Origin of the sequence: Hymenobacter aranciens, from assembly GCF_030580865.1 — a bacterium.
Taxonomy (GTDB): domain Bacteria; phylum Bacteroidota; class Bacteroidia; order Cytophagales; family Hymenobacteraceae; genus Hymenobacter; species Hymenobacter aranciens.
This window is the reverse complement of sequence record NZ_JAUQSY010000025.1, coordinates 16,962-37,236: the sequence shown is the minus strand read 5'-3', so window position 1 is coordinate 37,236 and position 20,275 is coordinate 16,962. Positions and strand designations below refer to the sequence as shown.

Annotated in this window: 4 protein-coding genes; 3 read left to right on the top strand and 1 reads right to left on the bottom strand. The window is 56.4% G+C overall.

Translation table 11 applies throughout. From position 1 onward, the window contains the following. Window position 1 precedes the first annotated feature (1 nt). The gene (locus Q5H93_RS23545) at window positions 2-1,108 is read left to right on the top strand and encodes a 5'-methylthioadenosine/S-adenosylhomocysteine nucleosidase family protein (RefSeq protein WP_305009188.1); all 1,107 of its coding nucleotides are present in this window, start codon (window positions 2-4) and stop codon (window positions 1,106-1,108) included. A gap of 60 nt (window positions 1,109-1,168) precedes the next feature. Here the strand turns inward: Q5H93_RS23545 and Q5H93_RS23540 are convergent, their stop codons facing one another. Then, the gene (locus Q5H93_RS23540) at window positions 1,169-2,137 is read right to left on the bottom strand and encodes a site-specific integrase (protein ID WP_305009187.1); all 969 of its coding nucleotides are present in this window, start codon (window positions 2,135-2,137) and stop codon (window positions 1,169-1,171) included. A gap of 219 nt (window positions 2,138-2,356) precedes the next feature. Here Q5H93_RS23540 and Q5H93_RS23535 point away from each other — a divergent pair, with 219 nt between their 5' ends. Then, window positions 2,357-12,568 (top strand): Tc toxin subunit A-related protein, encoded by a 10,212-nt coding sequence (locus tag Q5H93_RS23535; RefSeq protein WP_305009186.1) that lies wholly within the window; start codon window positions 2,357-2,359, stop codon window positions 12,566-12,568. A 52-nt stretch (window positions 12,569-12,620) separates the two neighbouring features. Then, complete coding sequence (locus tag Q5H93_RS23530) at window positions 12,621-20,270, top strand: SpvB/TcaC N-terminal domain-containing protein (RefSeq protein WP_305009185.1); 7,650 nt, start codon at window positions 12,621-12,623, stop codon at window positions 20,268-20,270. Window positions 20,271-20,275: the final 5 nt, after the last annotated feature.

The following is a 20,275-nucleotide window of genomic DNA, read 5'->3' as shown; positions in this document are numbered from 1 at the left end:
AATGAAAACCGACCTACTTATTATCACCGCGCTGGCCCTGGAATTTAACGCCGTAGCGCGGCTCCTTTCGGACACCGAGTCCGTCAGGCATGTAACGGGAGCTATATACAAGCGAGGCACGTTTGCGGCGGGGACCCGCAATTTTTCGGTAGCCGTGGTAGAGGCGGGTGCTGGGAACGTGAATGCTGCGCAGGAAACGGAAAGAGCACTGACTTTCTTCCAGCCCGAATACATTTTCTTCGTGGGCGTAGCGGGAGGGCTAAAGGACGTCGCTATCGGCGATGTCGTTATTTCCTCGGAAGTGATTCATTACGAGGGCGGCAAAGCCGGTGACGTTTACAAGCCTCGCCTAAGCACTTATCCCGCCAACTACGAACTGACGGCGTTGGCGAAGTCGATAGCCCGCGAGGCTTCCTGGCAGCATAGAATAGACGATGGACTCGGCACTTTTAAGGCCGAAGTCAAGCCCATTGCAGCAGGAGAAAAAGTAGTGGCCTCCGAGCGCTCGGCTACGTATGAGCTAATCAATCAGGCCGTAAGCCAGGCCCTGGCGGTTGAGATGGAAGGCTTCGGCTTTTTGGCGCCGATACACGCCCATCATAAAAAAGGCATTGTAATTCGGGGCATTTCTGATTTGCTGGAAGACAAAGCTGCCGCCGATGCCGGCGGCAGCCAACCGTTGGCGGCCCGCAACGCGGCAACGTTTCTAGCGGGAATGCTAGTTGAGCTGGCCAAGACGTTCCCCCAACCTGAAAATGCAAAGAGTCTGGCAATAGAAACCCATGCCGTTGTTACGGCGGCCTTTGTGCCGGCTGCTACCCCTCCGCTCGATAACGCCGGGTGGCGGCACCGGGTAGCAAAGGTTCTGGCCGAATTGTACGAAGCAGGCCCCACCGAAAGCAGCGGAGCTTGGAAGCGGGCTGGCGGCAAAGTGGGGTTTTTGAGCAACAGCAGCTCCGTCGAGAGTCAGTGGTTTGCGGCACTGGAGCGTTTGGCTCAAGGCGGAGCGGGCGACATCACAATAGAGTCACTTTTGAAGGCGGTTCGGGAGGATTTTAGTAGCAATCCAGCAATTAAGAAATTCTGCCAAGATATTAGTGTAGTATAAAATTTGCGAAACTATTGGGATGCGGGGAAAAGCTGGAGCTGACTTTCACTTTTGTGAAATCTACAATCCCAGTTTCTTGCCGGCATTGTGCTGGCGGACATTATCGAGGCGGGTGTAGCGGCGAATCATCCCGCTGGTCTTGTGCTTGGTCTGATTCATAATTTCCGAGTCGTCGGCCCCGTTGAGCTTGGCTACGGTCACGAACGACGCCCGTAGCGAGTGGGCCGTATAGTCGCCCCCCAGATAGCGTCGCGTAATCAAGTTGATGTGCTCGGGTGTGAGCCGCCGCTCGGTGAGCCGCTGGCCCTTGCGCAAGGACACGAATACCGCTCCCGTCGTCCGGTCCGGGGCACTAGCCCGCAGCCAGGCCTGCAGCGAGCGGATGGGGCAGGTGGCCAGCTCGGGTGAATAGTATACCGCCTTTTCATCGGCTTGGCCGGTCTGGTTGGTCTTGCTCTGGTCGAAGTTAATAATCAGTCCTTCCTCGTCGAAGCGCAGGTCCTCGATATTCAGCGCCGCCAGCTCGGCCCGGCGGAACGCTCCCGTAAACCCCAGCAGCAGTAAGGCCCGGTCGCGCAATCCGGCCAGGGTCGCGTCATCGATACCCCGGATAGTGCGCTTGAAGCTGGCCAGCGAAAAAGCCGGGGCCTGCTGGATGCGGGTCTTTTTCTCCCGGGCGATGCCCTTGAGCAGGACCTTGATTTTCGAGTCGGCCGTGGGCGAGGCCGCGCTGGCCAGTTCGTGGGCCTTAGCGATGGCCGCGGCGTGGCGCTGCACGGTGGCCACCTTCTTGCCGGCCTCGGCCAGCTCGGTGAGGAAGCCGGCCAGCGCGTCGACGCTGGCCGGCAGCGGGGCCAGCTGGTGCAGCTGGCACCAAGCCGTGAAGCGGCGCCAGTCGCCGGCGTAGGCGCGCTGGGTGTTGGGGGCCCCGCGCAGGCCGGCTTCGACGTAGCGGCTGGCGGGCTCGGTGAGGTGGGCGGGCAGGAACGACGCCGGCGTTTCAGTGGGGGCAACAGGTAGGGAGTCCACGGCGACCTATACTATAAGGTGTAATCCTCCCGCAACGGGCAGTTCGCAAAGGTACCCCCAAATTGATTAAATAAGGTTTGATAAGGAAAGCTTATCAAACTCTATCCGCTCTAAAATTCCTGATTTCATCGTAGCCGCTCTGCGGTCCAGCTTCATTGTTTCTAGCCTGCCAAATATATTTTTCGAACCGACATACTACTGTTGAGAAAAAGTCGTTACTTGCTCACGAATTACTGTCAGCAACTTCTCTGGAAAATACGGACTTTAACAAAAGCCCATGCCAGCCACGTTGAGGCCTACTTCTGTGCTTCTGTAATCCTTACTCCTTTTATCGCATCTGTCATGGTAACCTGGTCAACGTTCATTGCCGCTCTTCCCGAATCATTACAGAGTGTAGCACTGTTCGTGCGAAATTATTTTGCTGAACAAGGTCAGCCACTGACGTTCATGCAGTTTCTAGCGCTTGAGCCTTTGCCTAGTTATGTCCTGACGAAGAATAATTCAACTCTTACGGAAGCTTGGTTTTCATTTCTTCAAGAACACGGAGAGTCAGCAGTTACCAAACAAGAGTTTATCGATAGCTTTTCTCTACCAGAACAGCCATTCGCTGTCTCTTATGTTGCAAGTCTAGATAAAGCTGGTATCAGTTATGAGCAATTTCGTAACAGTAGCGTTAGCGATGATGCAGCGGAGTTGTTATATCAGTCAAAAGACCCTGTAGCTTTTGCAACGCGCTGGCAGTTAGCATTACAAGCACTACAAACACGCGGTCAAGTAATACTTGACCAAGAGGAGCGCTTAGCTGCTTTTTATGCAGCTATTGGCGAGCCCGCACACGAGAATTTTGCCCAGCTGCTCGGACTAATTCAGTCAAGCAGTTCATTTGCTTCACTACATGATGTGGCACTTATGCCACTCAATAAGCTTGCTCTACAAATTTCGCCTATCAGCAATACGTTTTACTTGACGTTTGCCATTCAGCAACTAGGGGAATTGGCAGCTCAGGTTATTGAGGAGAATTACACGCCAGCGCTTACCCTAAGCACGTATCTCAGCAAAGTGCCTTTTGAGCAAAGCGGGGTTCAAGCTTTGCTAGAGCTACTCGCTCCCGGTCAAACTGCTACGGCGATACAACGGCTAGCAGATAATGCGGCGAATCCAGAAACGCTGGTGGCCGAGCTAAGCCAAAGTCTTACGTCGAATCATCCATTTACTTACGCTTTAGCCCAGGCATTTCAAAGCAGTATCATTAGTTTTTTGGCAGACTATGAAGCAAGTAGCAAGGCGGAACAGCCTTCACCTGCGCCTGAACTGCTCGTATGGGCTTTTTTGACTGGATTAGAAGCCAAGCCGATATATAATGCTGGAATTCGCCTTACCCAAATACTAAGTGAGACAGAGGAAATCATATTAGGGGAGCTTTACACTTCCTCAGATGGCAGTTTTCCCATGCGTCTGCGCCTGATTTATCAAATAGACAGCCAGGACAAGATAACGCCACTGCTTATAAAGGGTAAGCTCCATCTGTTCGCCCCAGGGCAGTCATTTGATTCGCCGCCGCACGTATCAATTCCTTATCAGTGGCAACCAGGGGATAGTTTTCCGCTAGGCATAATCAGCGATTTATCAAATGACCTACCACTCCTGCTATCCGAGCAAGTGCAGGCTCTGGATGAGTATGCGTTATTGTCGGCTGATTCAAAGGCTTATCTAAACGATAAAGGTATTGTTGAGCTAGCCGATATCCGACGGGTAGGCGGTTTGCTCAATCAAGACGGACTTAGTTTAACGGAGCCGACTGAACACATGGCCGCCCGTCGTCTAGATGGGTTAGCGCAATTCGAGGTTGTCTCAACCGATTCAAAATTCAACGAGCGTCTTCTGGATAAAGGTTTTTTTTCTCCGCAGCAGCTGCTAACCAGCGTGTCCAGAGAGGAACTGGTGCAGTTGCTCGTTGCTGAAAATGCCGGACCTCTAAGCGATACGTTGCGGTTGCAGACCGCTTCATTCTACGAGCAAGCCGTAGCGGTAGATGCTCTGACACAAGCAATAGGGTTATTTACTGCCGCCGAAAACGCCTCCTATGGCGAGACAATAGCCCTGCTGGATGACGATACTACCGGGGAGCTTTCGCCCCCTGCCGCTGAAAAGTTTCAATATGAACCATTCACAGGGGCTGTCAATCCGCAATTTAACCCAGCTACCCCAGCTCTTCCTACCTCTTATCAGGCAGGACAGCAATGCGATTGTGCGGCATGCCGTAGCGCAGTAGGCCCCACAGCTTACCTTGCCGCTTTGTTGAAGTATGCGGAAACCAATCTTCGTACAGTTATTGCTGGTCAAAAAGTTAGCCCTGATTTCCTGCAAACCACGTTCTTGCAATCGCTATGCGACTTGGCCGTGAGTTGCCAGCACGCCGAAGAGAAAGTCTGCCAGTATCGCTTAGCTATTGAAGTCATCCAGAAGTATTGGCGCACTCGGCTTACCCCTGGGCGAGCCCTGACATTCGCCGATGGAAAAAGCTACGTGGGTGCCGTGCTAGAAGCCCTGCTCCAAAGCAGTGGCACCAGTACCAAAGAGTTACAGGGAGTTTTTCTAGGCACTAATGATGAGGCTATTGCTGCCCGGATATCATTGGCCAAGCGGCTGCAGCTTCCGGTATCGGCCTTCAACACGCTGAAGGACCGATTTGGAGCTGGTGCATTGGTTAATACTCGGCCTTTAGATACAATTGAGGACGACTTAGAGCAGATATTTGGCTTAGCCAGCACTGCCCGTGACCCCTTATCGACGGGTAGCTTACTCACTAGTGCTGTATCGGCAGTTCAGCTTGTCCGTTGGAGTTTTCAGGAGTTACACTGGGCGCTCAATACTGGGCAGGATGGGACACTCTTCGTAGAGATACAAATCGACATCCGGCCTTCCCCTAGACACAAGGTTGTCGTTTACAAGGATGAAAAGTCAGAGGATACTGTCGTCGCCCGAGGCACTTTTGTAGCTGCCGGCACTGTTGCCACCGGAGGTAGCACGGTCAACAAATTCACGGCTATCCTCTACCCGCAGCACAGCAGCAACCTAAAAGGTTCGGTGGTTATCACGTTGAATCCAGTCACGGCCGCTGATACAACATTTCAGGTATCGCTTTTGCCAGCTATAACTGCTTGGCGCATGCAAACGCTTGCTGCGGAATGGCAGCAAGCGGATGCGGAATTAGTTGCTCCAGTTCAACAATGGAACAGTGACCTGCCTTTTATCATCGACCCTGACGTACTAGGACCAGATGATTTCCGGCCAGTAGCACCAATGCCTCTGTTGGGCGCACCTGGTAATCCAGCTTATCGCATCTGGCAGCACCGGCTATCTTTTCTAGATAGCCAATCGTTTCAAGAACAAGCGGTAGACTATCTTGGGGCCTTGATGGACAGCCTGACTGACCCTAATTCGAGAACGTATCCCGCTTGGAACAACGCAACTACCTATCCAAAACAAGCCTGGAAAGTAACGCCCAGTGATTATGCCAGTCTCCCAGGGTCCGGGCTAATTACTCGCATCCAGGCAAACCTGCAAGCCGCTGATGTTGCGTTGGTAAATGGTGCCACCGCTGCGCTGAAGGAATTAGGGTTAACACGGACTGCTTTCGACCGCTTATATGCGCTTTGGAAGAAGAGCGAGACCGGTACGCCGACGACCGCCCTTACAGCAGCCGAAGAACAGGAAGCCTTCGAAATTCTGCGACAGACCTTTAAAAAAACGTTTGCTCAGGTATGGGCTGACGAAGAAGCTGCTCATGGTATCACTATTAGCGGCAAGTGGTTTCAGACGACAATTCATGAGCCACAAGAAGGTATCTGGGATAAAATAAGGGCTGATGAGTTCGGCATTGCGGCTGTTGATATCCCACGTATTGACCCTGATGAAAGTACGCCGCTGGAATTGCCCGACCCTGGCACTTTCGGTGATGAAGCGGCCCGGTTATGGGGAACTCGCAAAACCCAGCTCCAAAAGAAGCAGGCGGCTATCGCAGCTAGTGGGGTAGGTATTGATGACCTTTCCCTACGTGCTGACACCATGGTAGAGTACGCCTATCGGGCTAATCCTACCGTAGTGGGCAGCCTACCAAGCGTGTCTTTGGAGAACCAGTGGATTGCTTACCAGGATGCCACTAGCCCTGCGCACGACGCTGCCGTACTATTCTTTTCTCAAACGTTGGCACTGAGACCAGCGGAAGCGGAACGCCTGATGGCATTGCGCAGCCAAATGTTAACGACACCATCCGACGCGCTCTGGCTGGAAATGGCTGGTATTCTAGCATTGGGATGGAAGCGCGTCATTGCTTATCAAGTGCCCTACCGAATGGAGGACGCGCTAGGAGTAGAGGACGTTTCATGGCTGCAGGTTGAGCATAGTGCCCCGGAATCTGTTGCTTCTGACCCGTTCACCGTTCTCTACCGCACTCGCAAACATCGGCTAATCAAGTGGCGCGCCTCGGTGGTTACTCGCACGAAGTGGGTTGCTGCTCTACGCCAAGCTGCGCAACGCCCCCTTATCGACCCCGACCAATTAGTGGCAGGGGATTTCCGGCAGGCTGGGGAGAGGAGTCGCAATGTATTGAGCCCGCCGCTTACTCCACCAGCAGTAATGCCGTTCTTAAACCCGGCATTCGAATTATATAATCGTAGGGCAAAGCAAGTCAACGATTGGTATGATGAGTTGCATGCCGCCTGGTTAAATCCTGCGCAAACCCATCAGGCGCTGGTTGCCTCACAAATCGGCACTTCCTGGCCTGCTCTGGAGGAATTGTATCGGCAGCTGCACAAAAATGTGGACGTAGCGGCTGTTTTGCTACGACTGAATTTGACTGGCGCAGCCTTGGACTTGCTCATCGACCAAGTAGGTGCCGCCAATGCTGACCAATTGCCAGCACTCCTGCATTTACTGGTGCAGGTGAAGAAAATCCGTCAGTATGCTGATTGGCAAAGGGAAGAAGTAGCACAGGGAGTGTATCTCAATCCGCTGTATTTTCATGAGCCGCAAACCGAGCCTGTTCCCCTGACAAGCCTACCGTGGCGGAGCGCGGCCCGTGAGCGGCGGCAGTGGCAGCGTAACCTCGCAACCCGTTTCGAACAGGCTCAAGCCACCGCCGATATTCAACAGCAAGCGGTTAAGAGCATAGAAGACCAGTACCTGCCTTTGCTACGGGACGTACTGCTGGACTATAAGGTGACCCAACCGAGCGTAACGGCCTCTCGGGAAGCCAAGGCGGAGAGTCTGAGCGCAAAGTATCTGCTGGACTTCAAAATTGCCTGCTGCCAGCACACAACCCGGGTAGCACAGGGCATCGATATCATGCAACGCCTGTTCTTCGCGCAACGCAGTGGGCTAGTGGCAGCAATACCAGGCTTGACGCTGACTAATTCCTTCAGCAGCTTTGAAAACGACTGGCAGTGGCTAGGTAGCTATGAGCGCTGGCGTTCGCTCATGTTCTTGTACCTGTATCCACAAAACGTGCTGTTGCCAACGTTGCGGATAGGGCAGACACCAATGTTTCAGCAAATCGCTGGTAATATTCGGCAACGGCCCACGGTTACGCCAGCAAATGCGGCCCGCTACGTGGAAGAATATAACCTGTATCTTACGGAGGTTGCTTCGCTTAGAGTAGGTGCGTCCTTGCAAACCAGTCTGGAAGCAAGCAGAGTCGAAGGGTTACTAACCACGACTACCCAGCAGCCAGTAAGCCTGCAATTCGCGGTGTCGGCCAGTCGCGCGGCATACGCTAATATGTACCAGTTAGCGGATGCTCTGCCAACGGAAAAGTCTTTTAACTGGCTTCGTCTGCCTGGCGAAGCTAAAATTGAAAGCCTTGCGGGAGCAGCCACTTATCAAACGGGTGCGGGAGAGCGGTACGCGTATCTTTTTGTGCTTCTTCGCGAAGAACAAAAAACCACGATTTCTGCTACGCCAACGGTATTATCCCTAGCCTTTCAGCGCCTGAACCTGAAAACGCTTACCTGGGACGATGAGTACACCACCTTGGCAGTAAGTGGGGAAGGAGCGCTGGAGGCTAACAACACCCTGGTTGCCGGCGGCATTGATGAAACCTGGCCACCTATCGTTACGGGTATCCGGAATTACCGCGAAGCCCTTTTTACGGAGGCTCCTTTCCCCTTTTCATTCAACACATCAGACTCCACTATCGATAATCCGGAAGGGTATAGAGTGGGTGAAGTAGTAGGGCCTATCTATAATGTTGACCTTTTCTCGGTAGCTCTTGATGCCCAAGGAACAGGTGTTGGCTATGAAAGGACCCAGCCGTTCTACCTGATAGCAAAAATACAATTACTGTCCTGTGTGAGGACCAGTATCACCCAGGTGTTTTATAGTTCCGGCTTACAAATTAGCCAATACTCAAGCAATTTTTTTACTACATTTTCCATAGACTTGACTGAAGAATCGCCTAAGCCGATTGTCAGCAGTCAACTGCAACTACCATCCGCTACTCCTGCAGCCATATACATACACATTAAAAACTTGTTTCCGAGCGCTACGAATTTGTATCCAGTATTTTATGATTTATTTTTCACTGGTGCTATAAGAGAACTTCTGAGGCGTAACACGTTTTCTTTTACTGACAATGGTGTGATTACCAGTGATGGTCCCAACCAACGTATTACACTTGAAAATCAGTTAGTCCCAGTCGGTAGCCGCATCACCGAAGTAGCAACACAGGCTAATTCCCTTGGTCAACTGTCGCGCATTCAGAGTTTTTCGGTAGAAATCTACTTTAATCATATAACATCAGGCTCTAGCCGGGTGGGAAATGCTACTCATAAGATAGCACTCTATTCGAACGCCCCTCATGTGTCTATGGGTACGAGCAACACAGTAGTCAGTACTGCTGCTGCTATCACCGATATTAGGACCGCCTACTACGCATACGTCGGGCCGCTGCTGCGCAGTGGCTATACTGCTAGCCCAACCGCTAGCGCCTATACTCCCTACGAGGTTCTCGCAACCTATGCACCAGGTAACTTTGGCTCAATAGGGCAGACTACTATTAAACGCGCTGCTGGAAGCTATAGCACTCTGCACCAGCCGCTGCCTGTTTTACCCTCGCTGCTTAATGCCTTGTCACCGGATACGCTTAATGAGCGTCGTACTGCGTTAGCTGCTCTCACTGGGTTGAATACTGCCGGTTTCGTGAGCAATCTGGTGAACGAGGGCTACTATAGTCTGCCAGTGCTCCTGGCAACGGAATTAAGCCGTAGCCGGAATTATGAAGAGGCATTGCGCTATTTCCGCTTAGTGTATGACTACACTCGAATAGCTACCGCTGGTGTCCCTAATGCTGGGCGCATCATCTTCCCAACGCTGGGGAACACTGGTACAGACACATTCGATACCGCTTTGGCCTGGCTTACCCAGGCCGATAACCCGTATCGCGTCGCCAGTTTACGCCCCAATGCGCACTTGCAATTTGTGGTGATGAGCGTGGTGCGTTGCTTGCTGGCGTATGCCGACAGTGAATTCACGCGCGATACCGTGGAGTCAGTTTCCCGGGCCCGCAGCCTGTACGAATTGGCCCTAAAGCCCCTGCGCCAGGATATCCTGTCTTTCGACGTGCAAGATTGCTATGCAATTTTGAACCAGCTGGATGTGCTAGTGGTGCCTGCATGGGCTGCTGAATGGCAGGCTATGAAGGACTTGCTCGCCGCTGTTAATCAGCGTCAAGTAATTCTAAATATCCTAGAGCAACAAACCATTAACGATACGCCCAGACTTGGCATTATTCAGCTTTTCAGTCAAGCGCGTGGTGATGGTAGTTGGGCCACCCAGTTTAATGCTGCCTGGACGCTTATAAATGCGGACTTAGGGGCACTCATTGGCAAGTATGAAACCCTATGCGATACGCAGGGCAGTACTGATAGCGCAATGGCGCTGCCTACCCAGCAGCGTCCAGGTCTGCCTACTACCACGCAAACAGATGCTAGCAGCCAGATGCTGGCCAAGCAAGTGCAGGAGCGGTTTATGGCATTGGCCAAGCAAATCGAACTAGCCAGGCAAGTTGAGGAGCAGACGAATGTGAGTAACTACTCCTGGCTAGCCAGGAAGGTCGAAGGCAACTTTGAGGATGGGGTCGTATATCCGCCTGAGCTTCAGTTACAGTTAGCGCTACGAACGACGCGGCCATTTGTGCCCTTTTATAATGCCAGCTTCTGTGTACCAACTAATCCAGTACCTTACGCGCTGTTGTTACAAGCAGAATTGAACCTTTATAAAATCCGCACTTGCCGCAACATTGCGGGCCTACAGCGTGAACTCGACCCCTACGCAGCTCCGACGGATACAACCAGTGGCATGCCGGTAATTGGTGCGAATGGCCAACTCTCGACCAGTGGGCGTTTGGTAGTGCCAGCTACGCAGTACCGCTACGTATACATCATTGAGCGAGCGCGGCAACTGGTAGCGCTAGCCCAACAGGCTGAATCTTCCTTGCTATCGACGCTGGAGAAGCGAGATTCGGAGGCATATAATCTGTTGAAGGCCCGGCAGGACATCGCAGTTAATAAGGCTAGCGTTCAGCTACAAAACTTACGCACAAAAGAGGCCGAAGACAGCATCGACTTAGCGGAGTTGCAATTGCAACGAAGCGAGTTAATGGAAAACCAGTATACCGAGTGGTTGGACCAAGGCATAATCCAGTTCGAACAAGACCTACTCGACGCGATTAGCTCGGAGAACACATACTCCATAATCCAGACCTCTCTCAATGCTGCTGCTAGTGCAATCGGAGTAGTTGCGACCGCAGCATATGGAAAGGAATCCTTGGCAGGTGTCTATCAAGCAGCCTCCATGTGGGCTGCAGTGGCTGGCATTGGGGTTGCTAATGCAAGGGCAGATATCCAAATCGCTCAGTTTCGGGCCACAAATGAGCGCCGCATGCAGGAGTGGGCTTTCCTGCGCAACCAGGCCTCGAAAGATATCGAAATCGGCCAGCAGCAAATTCACCTGTCCGAGGACCGCATGCGTATTGTGGGCCAAGAAAAACGCATCTCAGAACTGCAACTTGACCATGCGGAAGTACTGCTTAACTTTCTGACGACCAAGTTTACCAGCGCTGAACTCTACGATTGGATGAGCCAAGTACTGGAGTCGGCCTACAGTTATTTCTTACAGCAGGCCACGGCCACAGCTCGTACGGCAGAATTGCAGCTGGCCTTCGAGCGTCAGGAGGTACCAGCGGGGATGGTACAGGAAGATTACTGGACCCCCCCGGCTGACAGTTCCTCGGTGATGGACCCCAGCGCCGTAAGCGCCGCAGTGGACCGTAAGGGCCTGACTGGCTCCATCCGCCTGCTACAAGACCTGACTCGCCTCGACCAGTACGCTTTCGAAACCAACCGACGCAAGCTCCAACTGACCAAGACGGTGTCATTGGCCCAGGACTTCCCGACCGAATTTGTGCGTTTTCGCGAAACTGGGGTCTTGCCCTTTGCTATCCCACAAACACGTTTCGACCAGGATTTCCCAGGGCATTACCTGCGCATTATCCGACGGGTACGTACGTCAGTTATCGCGCTCGTGCCTCCCACCGATGGTATCAAGGCCAAGCTCAGCACCGCCGGAAATTCCCGGGTGGTCGTAGGCGGCACGCCATTCCAGACTCTGACGTTACCGCGTCCCGCTGAGTCGGTGAGCCTGACTTCCCCTATCAACGCTACGGGGCTGTTTGAGCTGGAGCAGCAAGCGAATGAGCTGTTGTATCCCTTCGAAGGCACGGGCGTAGATGTGCCGTGGGTATTCTCGCTACAGCCTGCTGCCAATGGTAATCTTGACTTTACCACCATTGCCGATGTACTGATTACGTTAGAGTACACGGCGCTGGAAAGTTATGACTACGGCCAGCAAGTGGTCAAAGGCATGGAAGCTGAGCGGCAGCAAATGGTAGCGTTCAGCTTCCGTAATCGCTTTGCCGACCAGTGGTATGATTTGCACCACGCTGCTGATTTGGCCTTGGATGACCGATATGTCGCTCGCTTTAGTATCACCGCAGCTGATTTGCCGACTAACTTGCGGGAGGTCACCATTCGCTCCGTTTCCATTTACCTCGACGCGCCCCTCGACGACGAGTTTACGGACCGCAGCGGCCTTGATATCTCTCTTAGCCGTAGCGGTAGCGGCAATGCGGTTGTTCCCTCCCGTACGAATCAGTATGGGCTTATTAGCACTCGCACTGGGGCCGGGAACGGCCCGTTGGCAACAGGTAATGCGCGAGCACTTATCTCTCTAATCAACACGTTGCCAACAGGCGATTGGGAGTTGAACGTAGGATTTACGCCTGCTTTGAAAGCTCGCTTTGACCAAGGTAAGGTTAATGACCTGTACTTAATTCTGGAGGTGGAAGGTACCGCACCAACTTACACGCTAGTATAAACGCTACCTCTTGCTAAGATAATCTGCCTACCTTGCTTCTTAATCTTTTGTCATGAGCAATACGTCCGGCGCCAGTGCCATTTCGCTACCCAAGGGTGGCGGAGCCGTGGGCGGGTTAGGCGAGAAATTCTCGCCTGACCTGTTCACTGGTACCGGCAACTTTTCCGTGCCGATTGCCTTGCCGCCGGGCCGCAATGGCTTCCAGCCGGAGCTGACACTGGGCTATAGCACGGGTAACGGCAACTCGGCCTTCGGGCTGGGCTGGAACCTGAGCGTGCCGGGCGTGACGCGCAAGACCAGCAAGGGCATTCCACGCTACGATGACGACCAGGACGTCTTCATCCTCTCTGGAGCCGAGGATTTGGTGCCCATCGTACGCAAGAAGCTGACGGAGGTGGGCCGCACCGGCCATAAGGTGCAGTACCGGCCCCGTACGGAGGGGCTATTTGCCCGCATCGAGCACTACCGCTACCACGACGACGCCCAGCAGTATTACGACTATTGGCTGGTGTGGAGCAAGGATGGGCTGCGCAGCTTCTACGGCTCTGAAACCGTGCCCGTGCTAGAGCGAGAAGGCGGTCAGCCCGCTGCTAATCCAGACAACCAAGCCATCATCGCTGACCCGCTGCACCCGGGGAATATTTTCGCCTGGCACTTGACGCGCACGGTGGATTTGTTCGGCAACGACATACTCTACGACTACACCCGCGAGCGCGCCACCACTGGCGTTCACCAGTACGAGCAGACCTATCTGCGGCGCATTCGCTACGTGGACTACGGCAATGCGACGCCCAGTGCCCCGAAAAAGTATCTGGTCAGTGCTGAGTTCGATTATGAGACGCGCCCAGACCCGTTTTCGGACTATGGCAGCGGCTTCGAGCAACGCACGACCCAGCGCTGCACGGCCATTCGCACGCTCACGCATCCTGAGGTGGCCGACCGGCCCATGCCCAATCCGCATGAGTACCCCGGCTACACCCATATCGATGCTGCTAACCCGCACGGCTACGTAGGCGCCCCTAGCCGGGTGACAGTGAAAACCTACGCCCTGACGTATGTGGACCGGGCGCCAGCCCAGCCGCAACCGCTTAACGGCGTCTCGCTGCTGCACCAGGTGCAGGTAATGGGATACGACCTCACCGCAGTGGATGAGGATGACCGTACAGAACAGATGCCGCCGCTGGAGTTCGGCTATTCCACCTTTGCGCCACTGCTGCAGCGCTTCTTCCCGGTGGAAGGCGAGCTGCCAAGTACCTCGCTGGCCAATCCGGAGCTGGAACTCATCGACGTGTTCGGGCATGGACTGCCCGACATCGTGCAGCTCGGGGGCGGCGTGGCCCGCTACTGGAAGAATCTGGGAAATGGTCGTTTTGACCTGCCCCGTTCCATGCCCAACGCCCCGGGCGGCCTGCATCTGGCCGACCCGGATGTGCAGCTGCTCGACGCCAACGGCAACGGCACGGCCGACCTGCTGGTGAACCGCGATGGGCTGTCCGGGTATTTTCCCCTGCGCTTCACCGGTCTGTGGGATAAAAAGGCGTTCCACAAGTATAAGCAACGGCCCAGCTTCAGCTTCGCCGACCCCGAAGTAAAGCTGCTCGACCTCGACGGCGACGGCGTGACCGACGTGCTGCGCAACGGCAGCCGCTTTGAGTACTTCTACAATGACCCCGAGCAAGGTTTCGGCGAGGTGCAGCAGGTGAATAAAAGCACGCTGGAGGATTTTCCGGCCGTGAGCTTCCAAGACCCGCGCGTACGCCTGGCTCGCCTCTGCAATGGCCTGCAGGCGCTGTGTATGGTGCATAGCGGGCGCATCGAGTATTGGCCCAACCTGGGTCGCGGGCGCTGGGGCCAGCGCATAGCTATGCGTAACAGCCCGGTGCTGCCACGTGGCTACAATCCGGCGCACGTATTCTTCGGCGATGTAGATGGTGACGGACTTGACGACTGCCTCTACATCCAGAACAACAAGCTTACACTGTGGCTCAACCAGAGCGGCAATGGCTGGTCGGCCCCGCTGGAAATCACGGGCACGCCGCCACTGACTGATGCTTCGTCGGTACGCATTACCGACCTACTGGGTACGGGCGTGGCTGGCGTGCTCTGGACCCGCGATGCCACGGCGGTGGGCCGGGCGCAGCAGTACCTGTTCCTGGATTTGACGGGCCGGGTAAAGCCGTACGTGCTGAACCAGATGGATAACCAGATGGGGGCGCTCACGCGGGTGGGCTACGCGCCTTCCACCAAGTATTACGTAGCCGATGCTCAGCGCCCGGCCACGCGCTGGCGCACGCCGCTACCGTTTCCGGTGCAGGTGGTGAGCCACGTGGAAGTGGTGGACCAGATTTCGGGGGGCAAGATGACCACCGAGTACAGCTACCACCACGGCTACTGGGACGGGGGCGAGCGGGAGTTCCGGGGCTTCGGGCGGGTGGACCAGCGCGACACGCAGTCGTTCGAGGACTATAACAGCGCGGGCCTGCTGGCCACCACCACGGGCCTGCCGCTGGTGCCGCTGCCGGGTGATTTCGACGCGGCTGATTTCAGCCCGGTGGATTTTGAGACCGGGCCGGTGCTGGGCGTGCCGCCGCGCACGAACCTGCCGGTGGCGGCCGAGTACTATTCGCCACCGCTGGAAACGCGCACCTGGTTTCACCTGGGGCCGGTGGGCGATGAGTTTGGGGAGTGGGAGGAGCTGGATTTAAGCAATGAGTACTGGCAAGAGGTAGACCTGACTATACTGCCCGCGAATGGGCAGAAGGTACCGCTAATGCAACGCCCGGCGGGCATGACCGACCTGATTCGGAGCCTGCCCCGGCGGCACCGCCGCGATGCGTTCCGCACCCTGCGCGGCAGCACCCTGCGCACTGAATTGTATGCCCTTGATGGTACTGCCCGGCAGGACCGGCCCTATACCGTAACCGAAAGCCTAACTGGCGTGGCGCAGGTACTGCGGGTGCAGCCTGACAGTGGCGACGTCGTGCTGGCGTTCGCCCCCCCCTCGACCACGCCTGCTCGGCAGCCGGAACGGCCCATTTTCTTCGCTCACGGGCTGGCCCAGCGCACCACGCAGTGGGAGCGCGGCACCGACCCGATGACGCAGGTGTCCTACACTGGGGACTATGACAACTACGGGCAGGCCCGTCGCCAGCTCAGCGTGGCGCTGCCTCGTACCTGGAACCGCACCCAGCCGGTGACGGATGCCCTGGTATCGGTAAGTATCAGCCAGTACGCCGGCTACGCCACTACCACTATGGCCAGTCGGAATACCTACGACCGTGCTGACCTGTATCTGGTAGACCGCGGTAGTGAAAGCACCTCCTACGAGGTAAAACCAACCGGGCTCTTGTTACCCGACTTGGTTGCCAGGGCGCTCAACCCAGCCCAGTTTGCAACCCTGGCCGTAGCGTTGCTGGGCCGCTCCCGGCAGTACTATGATGGGGATGCCTTCCAGGGGCGTTCCATTGGGGAGCTTGGCAGCTATGGGGCGCTGACCCGGTCGGAGGTATTACTGCTGACCAGCGACTTGCTGACGCGGGCATATGGAGGCACGCCGCTCCTGCTGCAGAAGCCTCTGGTTTGGACTAGTGATTACCCGCAGGCATTTCGCGATGCCTACCAGGCCACGTATCCGCAAGGACGCGCCGGTTACCACGTGGAAACGCTCACAATTAACGGCCAGGAAGTAAACCATTACTACCAGAACACCGAGCGACGGCAGTACGACTTTCAGCTTTCCCCAGTGCCCGCCGTGGCGCGGGGCCTGGTGCAGGCCATGCTCGACCCGCTGGCCCAGGTAGCCGCTGGCGGTGCCCCCCAAACGCGGGTGAGCCGCGTGAGCTACGACGGCTATGCCCTGCTGCCGGTGACGACGACCGATGCGCTGGGGCACCAGACGACGGCTCGCTACGACTATCGGGTGCTACAGGCCCGACTTGTGACCGACCCCAACCTGAACCGCACGGCTTATGGCTTCTCGCCCCTGGGGTTACTCTATAAAACGGGTATTCTAGGGAAGTTTGGCGCCAATGAGGGCGATGTAAAAGTTGAGGCGGCCAGTTCGGCTGCCGTACCGGACTACGTGCCCAGCACGACCCTGACGTACAACTTTCACGCCTTTACTGATGGCCGCCGCCAGCCGTGCTGGGTGCAGACCACTCAGCGCGAGACCCATTGGCATCCGTTGGATACGCGCACCGATGATACACTGGTCAAGCGCGAGTACAGCGACGGCTTCGGCCGGTTGCTGCAAACCCGCTCCCAGGCCGAAGACGTGTTGTTTGGCGACGCAGCCTTCGGCGACAGCGGCCTGCCTGCCACGGCGGGGCTCCCTAACGCCCCCGCCGTGGGGCGCCGCGTCGCGGCGGGACACTTCCACGTCGTCGTCAGCGGCTGGCAGGTGTACGACAACAAGGGCCAGGTCGTGGAGAAGTACGAGCCCTTCTTTTCGCAGGATTTCGCCTTTGTGGCGGCCGAAGCGGCGGCCCGCGGCCAGCGCACCCGGCTCTATTACAATCCCCGGGGGCAGGCCATTCGCACCCTCAACCCCGATGGCACCGAGCAGCGGGTCGTGCATGGCACGCCCGGCCCCCGCGGGCAGCACTACCTGGAGGAGTTTCTACCCTCGGCCTGGGAAACGTACACCTACGATGCCAACGACCTGGCCGAGCTTACGCACCCGGCGGGTGCCCCGGGGACTGCGGCTGCGCACCGCTACACCCCGCAGAGTGCGCGCTTTGATGCGCTCGGCCGGGTGGTGCAGACCATTGACCGCCTGGAGGCCACCACGCCGGGCGGCCCGCTCAAAGAGGTCGTCATGCAGTTCTGGTACGACCTGCGGGGCAACCGCACGCGGGTGCAGGATGCGCTGGGACGCGACTCGTTTATCCACCACTACGACCTGCGCCCAAAAGGCGGCGAGGATGACCCAGGAGCCAATATTCTCTACACGCAGCACCTCGACGGCGGCACGCAGTACCTGCTGTATGACGGGGCGGGCCAGCCGCTGCACAGCTGGCACCTGCAGCGCGGCACCTTGCAGCTGCAAGCTTACGACGAGCTCGGGCGCCTAGCCGACGCTTGGACCCGCGACCAGGCTGGCGAACGTACTACCCGCCGCCAGCGTCTGGTGTACGGCACCGACCCGGCCACCAACCTGGTCGGGCAGGTGGCCCGGCACTACGACGAGGCCGGCCTGCTGACGGTGACGGCCTGCGATTTTAAAGGCAACGTGCTCGACAAAGTGCGGCGCGTGGTACGCGACGAGGACCTGACCGCGGCCTGGGCCAGCGGGGCCGCCGCCGGGTGGACCGCCCTGCCCGCCGATACTAACGCGCACTGGGACGCCCTCGCCCAGCCGGCCGCTGACCCGAACTGGGAAACGCCGGCCCAGGCCCGGCTGGCGCCGCGCTCCTACCAGACTACGGCCCAATACGACGCCCTGAACCGACCTACCCGGATGACCCTGCCGGCCGAGCCGGGCCGCAGTGAGTCGCGCGCAGTACTACTGCCGAGCTACAACCGGGCCGGCTCGCTGGCGCAGGCCGCGCTGGATGGCCAGCTGCTGGTGGCGCACGTGGCCTATAATGCCAAGGGGCAGCGCCTGCTGCTGGCCCGCGGCAACGGCCTGCTCACGCGCTACGCCTACGACCGGGTCAACTTCCGTCTCCGGCGCCTGCGCACGGAAAAGTATACGGCCACGGGCGACACGCTCACCCCGCTCAGCGGCAGCACCCGCCAGGACACGAGCTACGCCTACGACCTGGCCGGCAACATCGTGGGCATGACCGAGCGCGGCACCGGACGCGGCGTCCAAGGGGATGACCTGCTCACGCGCGAGTTTGCCTACGACGCGCTCTACCGCCTGCTCGAAGCCACCGGGCGGGAGAACCAGCCCACGCCCGGCCGCCCCTGGCAGGAGAGCACCCGCACGGAGGGGGTAGACAGCACCCGCTTTTACCGGCAGTTTTACCAATACGACAAGCTGGGCAACATCGCGCAGCTGCAGCACGTGGGGCAGAACAGCTTCACGCGCACATTCAGCTACGTGGCCGGGCGCAACTATCTGCAAGAAGTTAGCTTCGGCACCGGTCCGGCGGTGCAATACGTGCACGATAAGGCGGGCAACATCGCGCGGGAGAACGGCAGCCGGCACCTGGGCTGGGACGGGGCTAACCAGTTGCGGCAGTACGCCAACTGGACCGGGCCAACGCCGACCCACACCGCGCCGACGGTGCTGGCGCAGTACCTCTATGACGCGGGCGGGCAGCGCACGAAGAAGTTGGTGCAGACCAGCGCCGGCACGTGGCAGGTGACGGTGTACGTGGACGGCGGCTTCGAGCACCGCTACGAGGTCAGCAGCTCCACGATAAGCGCTGAACAAACCACTCTGGCCGTGCTCGACGGGCAGAGCCGCCTGTACCAGCGGCGCAGCGGGGATGCCTTGGGCGACCAGCGCCCGGCCGAGTTGTACCCGCTGGCCGACCACCTGGGCAGCACGGCCGGGCAGACCGATGCCAGCGGGGGCGAGGTGAGCCGGGAGGAGTACTATCCCTTCGGCGAGACCAGCTTCTCAGGCTACGCCCGGCAGCGCTTCCGTTTCTGCGGTAAGGAACTCGATGAGGAATCCGGCTTCTATTATTACGGCATGCGCTACTATGCGCCGTGGATTTGCCGGTTTGTTTCTGTGGACCCACTAGCCGCGAAGTATACCTACTATACGCCTTATCAGTATGCGGGTAATAAGCCTATAAACTTCACTGACTTGGATGGCGCAGAAGAGCAGCGCGCAACTAATAGTGGGGGGAAAGCACAGGGCACCCAAAATCTACGACCGTCAACTGCGACTGTGCAAGACCAAACAAAGCCATTGTCGCAGCACCGTAGTGTGAAGTCAACTGCTCAAAAGCCAGCTGCTCATAATACTTCCCTTGCGAATAAGTTAGCGTCTTATAGAAATTCAGCAGCTAATGATGCTATAATCTCGCAGGCGCCTTCCTCTCAATTGCAGGCTGAATTTAACAAGCAAGCAGGATACGATGCTGCGATGAAAGCTGGTGCTGGTACGGACCCCTTGATGGCAGGTGGTGAGCCAAATAACCCTAACGGGATGGTGGCCACCAACTTTGCAGCTGCGCGTGAAGTCCCTTTATTTCTTTTAACAGAGGGGGCTTCTATAGGCGTTGAAATGCTCTATACTGCTTGGGTATTAAGAGGGGCTCGCGTAGCTAGTACTGCTGAAAGAGTTGGAGCATTATCTTTAGAAGTAGGAGCAAGTACTTCGCGAAGCCTTGGCCCGATTGCTGCTACAACTGAAGTCTTTACTAAAGCTGCACCACAAACAGTCGAGACGTTTTATCGTTCTATGACAGCAGAGGCGTACGAAATCCTCATGAAAACAGGAAAAATGCCTGCGGGTACAGAAACATTTCTCTCTCGCACAAGTGAATATGCAGCAACGTACGATGGAGTATTAGTGGAATTTAAATTGAACCCTGGTACTGTTGCAGAATTTGAAAAAATTGGGGTGCGCAATGCAGCTGTTAAAAACCCATATAAAAGCATGCCCCTAGTTGGCGAGAATTGGAAGACTAGTAACGCATTCTTCAAATTCGAAGGACATCAAGTGAATATTGGTCTTGGGAACGGAAAAGCCCTTGAAATTTTTAATTCCAATATAAGTTCTTTCAGAAGAATTAATTAATCACG